4 protein-coding genes are annotated in these 6,565 nt (G+C 66.5%); all 4 read left to right on the forward strand.

All coding sequences use genetic code 11. The features are described 5' to 3' along the window. Positions 1 to 292, forward strand: a 292-nt coding sequence (locus P0086_RS25125) for a M10 family metallopeptidase C-terminal domain-containing protein (protein WP_275790819.1), incomplete at its 5' end; no start/stop codon positions are given. A gap of 68 nt (positions 293 to 360) precedes the next feature. Continuing rightward, on the forward strand, positions 361 to 2,448 hold the full coding sequence (locus tag P0086_RS25130) for a TonB-dependent hemoglobin/transferrin/lactoferrin family receptor (protein ID WP_275790820.1): 2,088 nt from the start codon (positions 361 to 363) through the stop codon (positions 2,446 to 2,448). A 120-nt stretch (positions 2,449 to 2,568) separates the two neighbouring features. Next, on the forward strand, positions 2,569 to 4,407 hold the full coding sequence (locus P0086_RS25135) for a calcium-binding protein (RefSeq protein ID WP_275790821.1): 1,839 nt from the start codon (positions 2,569 to 2,571) through the stop codon (positions 4,405 to 4,407). 235 nt (positions 4,408 to 4,642) lie between these two features. Next, positions 4,643 to 6,565, forward strand: a 1,923-nt coding sequence (locus P0086_RS25140; protein WP_275790822.1) for a cadherin repeat domain-containing protein, incomplete at its 3' end; no start/stop codon positions are given.

Here is a 6,565-nt window from a genome sequence, read left to right on the forward strand (position 1 = left end):
GTTCAAGGCGGTGTCGGATTCGACTTCGTCTGCCCGCGACACGATCTTCGACTTCGGTTCCGGCGACATCATCGACCTGAAGGCGATCGACGCCAATGCGACGAAGTCGGGCAACCAGGCCTTCAGCTTCATCGGCACGGACGCCTTCAGCGACAAGGCAGGCGAGCTGCGCTACGCCAAGAGCGGCTCCAACACCTACGTCACCGGCGATACCGACGGCGACGGCAAGACCGACTTCGCCATCCACATCGACAAGGCCATCACCCTCGACAAGGGAGATTTCCTGCTGTGATGCGGAATGCAGGTCTGATCATGCGGGAAGGGGGCGGCCGGAATGGCCGCCCCCCGAAGCACGTCTCGATGATATCCATTTCCAGGCAGTCCGCCGGGCTGAAGGAAAGCTTCCGGCTCGGCGTTTCGGCGCTGGCGCTGCTGATCGCCGTTGCAGCGCCGGTCCGGCCGGCCGTCGCCCAGGATGCGCAGGCCCAGGCGGAAGACCAGGTCCCGGCGGAAACGCAGGCGGCGGCGACAACGCAGGCGGCGAACACCGAGGAGCCGACGGTGCTCGAGGAGATCGTGGTCACCGCCACGCGGCTCGGGGAGCGCGTATTCGAAACGCTGTCCGGGTCGAGCGCTCTGTCGCGCGAGCAGCTCAGCGTCGAGATGCCCGGCGCGCCGGTCTCCGAAATCGTGACGCTGATCCCGAGCGTCTCGACGCAGACCTCGGCGGATGATCCCGGAACCGCGATCAACATGCGCGGCCTGCAGGATTTCGGGCGCGTCAACGTGCTGGTCGACGGCGCCCGCCAGAACTTCCAGAAGAACGGCCACGAGGCCAACGGCACCTTCTATCTCGACACCAACATGCTCAAGAGCGTCGAGGTGACGCGCGGGCCGACGGCCACCGTCTACGGCAGCGGCGCCATCGGCGGCGTCATCAGCTTCACCACCATCGATGCCGACGACGTGCTGCAGGAGGGCGCCACCAAGGGCGGCCGCGTCAAGCTCGGATGGGACACGAACGGTCCCGGGCCGACCGTGCACGGCGAGGCCGCCGCGCGGATCGGCGACGGTGCGGATTTCGTGATCGCCGGCACATGGTTCAAGCCCGACGACTACAAGTCCGGCGACGGGACGGAGGTGGATTCGGCGCAGGACCTGCGCTCGGGGCTTGCCAAGGCGCGCTTCCGCCCGACCGACGACCAGGAGATCACGCTGTCGGCGTCCCGCTACTTCAACACCTTCGAGAACGGCACCACCACGCTGCTCCGGGACATCGACGTGACGGTCGACACGCTGACGGCCGGCTACCGCTACACGCCGGACTCCGACTTCTGGGACCTCAGCGCCAAGATCTACTACAGCGGCACGCTGTCCGACCAGGAGGGCACGGGCGACCTCACCGGCGACAACCAGTCCTTCAAGGTGGGCACGACGGGGCTCGATCTCTTCAACACCTCGACCTTCGACACCGGCGCCGTCACCCACGAGGTCACCTATGGCGGCGACGTGTTTCGCGACAAGGTCAGCACCGAGGACGAGTTCGGCAGCAGCGACGACCTGACGCCGCCGGGCACCCGCGTCGCCTACGGCGCCTTCGTGCAGGACAAGCTGACCTGGGAATGGCTGGAGGTGATCGGGGCGCTGCGCTACGACGGCTACAGCCTGGAGAACGACGAGACCCACACGGACGGCAGCCGGCTCTCGCCCAAGCTGACCGTCGGCGTGACGCCGTGGGATCCGGTCACCTTCTATGGCGGCTACTCGGAGGGCTACCGCGCGCCGGCGCTCACGGAGACGCTGATCGAGGGCTTCCACCCGCCACCGGTCGTCGGGCAGTTCTTCCCCAATCCCGATCTCGAGCCGGAGGTGGCCCACACCATCGAGGGCGGCGTCAACCTGCGCTTCCAGGACCTGTTCACCGGCTCGGACCAGCTCGGCGTGAAGCTCGGCGTCTTCCGCAACGACGTCGACAACTACATCGACCAGGTCTTCATCATGTTCCCGATCCCGGGCGGGTACCAGTACCAGAACATCGCCAAGGCGCGGATCAAGGGGTTCGAGTTCGAGGCGAGCTACGACGCGGGCTTCATGTTTGCGGGGCTCGCGGGCCAGATCCTGGACGGGGAGAACCTGACGACCGGCGGGACGCTGCAGAAGGTGCCGCCCTTCCGCGCCGTCACCACGCTCGGCTTCCGGGCCCTGGACGACCGCCTGACGGCGGGGACGCGGCTGACGGTGGTCGGCAAGAAGGACGAGGATGTCTCGACCGGGTTCATCGGCGAGGCCTACGAACTCGTGGATCTCTTCGCCCAGTTCGAGATCAACGAGACGACGACGGCGAACCTCGCCCTGAACAACATCTTCGACCGCGAGTACACGCAGTACCTCAACGCCGATCCGAGCCCCGGCTTCAACGCCAAGGCTTCGCTGACGATGAAATTCTAGCCCGGACGGCGCCCGCGCCCGCGGGCGTCGCCCACCATGCCTGACAGGGCCTACTGGGGCCGCAGGCCCGTCCGCCATGGCGCGGCGGACCGGCCGGCTGCCCGTAACGGGAGTGACGAGATGACGATCACCATCAAGCTTACCGCCGAACTCGGTTCATCGAAGGGGGTGAACTTCAACACGGCGTTCACGAACTTCTTTTCGACGCTGGTGCCGACGGGCTGGCCCTACATCCTCGGCGGCTCCAGCCAGTTCGAAGGCGACCAGATCGTGCTTCTCGACAAGGTGGTGAAGGGCAAGGAGGGGGATACCAAGGCGATCATCCTCGATGGCAAGGACTTCAACTACTACTTCAACGACCACACCCTCTCGGGCACGCTCACGACCGTGCGGCTGTCGACGCTCGGCGACAGCTACAATTCCTCCAACGGCTCGTTCGACGTCGAGGACGGCCACATCGCCAATGTCGAGACGCCGATCGAGATCAGCGGGCTGAAGATCTACAACGCCTACGGCGTGCGCGGCGACGTGCACGAGGTGATCTACGGGCTGATGGGCGGCGCGCATGACGGCGGGGGCACCTCCAAGCCGGCGGCGCTGGAGAGCTTCCTCTGGGCCGAGGCGCACAACGTGGTCGGCTCGACCGGCGCGGACACCTATCGCGGCACGAAATACAACGACACCGTCCGCGGCAACGGCGGCAACGACACGTTCGACGGCGCGGCCGGCAAGGATACCGCCGTCTTCAGCGGCACGAAGGCCAGCTACACGGTGACGAAGAATTCCGATGGCAGCGTCACGGTGACGGACAAGCGGTCGGGGGCCAATGACGGCCGCGACACGCTGCGCAACATCGAGACCGCGAAGTTCTCGGACGGCAGCGTCGACCTGACGAAACTGGGATCGACGCCGACGAACAAGGCCCCGACCTCGATTGCGCTGTCCAAGGCGACGATTGCGGAGAACAGCAAGACCGGCACGACGGTCGGGACCTTCTCGGCGAAGGATCCGGAAGGCAAGGCGCTCAGCTACGCGCTGACCGACACGGCCGGCGGCCTGTTCAAGCTGTCGGGGACCACGCTAACGGTCGCCAAGGCGATCAATTATGAAAAGGTGCAGTCCGACACGGTCACGCTCAAGGTCACCGATGCCGACGGCGTGAGCGCGACGAAGACCTTCACGATCAAGATCTCCGACGTCGTCGAGACCATCGGCGGCAGCTCCAGGGCCGAGACGCTGAAGGGCGGCGTCGGCGCCGACCTGATCAAGGCGGGCTCCGGCAGCGACAGGGTCTACGGCTATGCCGGCGCCGACCAGCTGAAGGGCGAAGGCGGCAACGACACGCTCTACGGCGGGTCCGGCGGCGACCGGCTCGACGGCGGCTCGGGCAACGACACCGCGTCCTATGTCGGCGCCTCGAAGAGCGTCACCGCCAGCCTGACGAAGCCTTCGGGCAATGCCGGCGAGGCGAAGGGCGACAGCTACGTGTCGATCGAGAACCTGACGGGCACGAGCCACGCCGACAAGCTGACCGGCAACAGCGGCGCCAACGTGCTGACCGGCGGCTCCGGCGCGGACGTGCTGAAGGGCGAGGGCGGCAACGACACGCTCTACGGCGGCAAGGGCGCCGACGACCTCTACGGCGGCAGCGGCAAGGACGTATTCGTGTTCAAGGCGGCGTCGGATTCGACCACGTCCGCCCGCGACACCATCTTCGACTTCGGTTCCGGCGACATCATCGACCTGAAGGCGGTCGACGCCAACAGCACGAAGTCGGGCAACCAGACCTTCAGCTTCATCGGCACGGATGCCTTCAGCGACAAGGCGGGCGAGCTGCGCTACTCCAAGAGCGGTTCGAACACCTACGTCACCGGCGATACCGACGGCGACGGCAAGACCGATTTCGCCATCCACATCGACAAGGGCATCACCCTCGACAAGGGCGACTTCCTGCTGTGATGCGGAATGCCGGTGCGCAGCTCCCGGACGGCGCCGGCCGGTCGGGGATCTGCCTCGGGTAGCGCGCCCGGGGCCGCGCTGGCGGCCGTTTGCCCAGGGATCTGCAGCGCGGGTGCGGCGGGCCGCCGACTTTCTTTCAAGCGAATGGATCGCGCCGCAGCCGTGGCGCGAGGGGTAGATCGTTGTGTCTGCGGGGCTCTCGCAGCGCGAATTTGATGTCACATGCGAGGCGACCATGACTGAAACTGCAATCTCCAACATCAACAGTGCCGGCACTCCCACCGTCACCGCTCTTGCCAACGGCACCTTCGTGGTTGCGTGGCAGACGACGGTCGACGGCAATGTGGGCCTGGTCGGCCGCATCTATGATGCAAATCACAATCCGGTTTCGGCCGAATTCAGCATCGAAACGACCGGCGCCGGCACCCAGAGCTCGGCCGGGCTGGTGGCGCTCGACAGCGGCGGCTTCCTGGCCGTCTGGCAGTCCGCCGACGGGCAGGAACCGGATACGTCCGGCAACGGCGTGCGGGCGCGCGCCTTCACCGACACCGGCGTGCCGGTCGCGGACGACTACACGATCAATGCCACCGTTACCGGCAACCAGAACGCCCCGACGGGTGTGACACTGGACGACGGCCGGATCCTGCTGGCGTGGCAGTCGGCGGACGCGGAGGGCAGCGACAGCAGCGAAACCGGGATCCGCGCGGTCATCCTCAATGCCGACGGCTCGCCGGCCGGCAGCGAGTTCGTCGTCAACACCGTCACCGAAGCCGGGCAGCTGACGCCGTCCGTGGCCGCCCTTGCGGACGGCGGTTACGTGATCGCATGGACCTTGAACGACACGGCCGGCAGCGACACCTCCGGCGGCGTGATCCGTGCTACGCATTTCGATGCGAACGGCGAGGTGGTCGGAACGGCTGATTTCGAGGTCAATTCGACGACCAACGGCGCGCAGTCCAACGTCAAGATCGCAGCGCTCGCCGATGGCGGCTACGTCATCACCTGGCGGTCGGCGGATGGTGCGGACAGCGATATCCGCGCGCGGGTGTTCGACGCGGACGGCACTGCGACCGGCGACGACTTCGTCGCCAACAGCACCACCGCCGGAAACCAGCTGACGCCGAGCATCAGCACGCTGGACGACGGCCGCTTCTTGATGGTCTGGTCCTCCGCCGAAAGCCCCGCCGTCATCCGCGGACGGGTGTTCGAGAGCGACGGCGCCCCGGTCGGCGAGGACTTCGTGGTCAACAGCACCCAGGGAACGACGGCGGCACTGCCGACCGTGTCGACGCTCGATGACGGAAATGTCGTCGTCACCTGGCGGACCACGCTGAGCGGCGTCTCGACGGTGATGGCCAAGACGCTCGACCTCACCGACTATGTCGGCAACCATGCGCCGACGGAGCTGGCGCTTTCGGCAAGCCAGGTCGACGAGAATGCACCGGACGGCACGGTCGTCGGGATCCTGTCGGCCGCCGACAGCGATGGCGACGCGCTCACCTATACCCTGACGGACGATGCGGACGGCCTGTTTTCGCTCGTCACCGAATCCGGAGAAACGCGGCTCGTGGTTTCCGGCGCGCTCGATTACGAGACCGCCGCAACGCACGACGTCACCGTGAAGGTGGCCGACGGCCGCGGCGGCGAGGTGACGAAGACGTTCTCGGTCACCGTCGCGGATGTCGACGACACCGATCCCGTCGATCCGCCCGAGCAGCGGGGAACCATCACCATCGATGCCTCGGGATCGAACGGGATGGATTTCGAGGCCTTTGTCCGCGGCGGCTTCGTTTCCGACGTCTCCAGCGGCGGTTTTCCGGTGTTCGACAACTCGGCTGCGTTTTCGGGCGAAGAGATGTTCATCGGCTACGGCACCGACAGCACGTCCAAATATGTGCTGGCCCATGGCGACCTGCAGTATGCCTTCGGGACCCATACGGTGGCAGGCACGATCGGCACGATCGAATACGGCACGCGCGGCTCGGGCACCTATGACGGCAACGGCTACTTCATCGGCGGCAACGTGGCCTTGCGGATCACCGGCCTGGACCTTGCCAACGCCGTGCCGACCAACAGCACCGAGGAGGCGGCCATCGAGGCAACGGGCGAAGTCCACAACTTCGCCTCTGCCCACATGACGTCGACCCAGTCGCGCCTC

This window comes from Mycoplana sp. MJR14 (genome assembly GCF_029210525.1).
In the GTDB taxonomy this organism is placed as follows: Bacteria; Pseudomonadota; Alphaproteobacteria; order Rhizobiales; family Rhizobiaceae; genus Mycoplana.

What these genes read in the sequence shown, in the direction of transcription:
- P0086_RS25130 (WP_275790820.1), top strand. Translation starts at nt 361, where the DNA reads ATGATATCCATTTCCAGGCAGTCCGCCGGGCTGAAGGAAAGCTTCCGG.
- P0086_RS25135 (WP_275790821.1), top strand. Translation starts at nt 2,569, where the DNA reads ATGACGATCACCATCAAGCTTACCGCCGAACTCGGTTCATCGAAGGGG.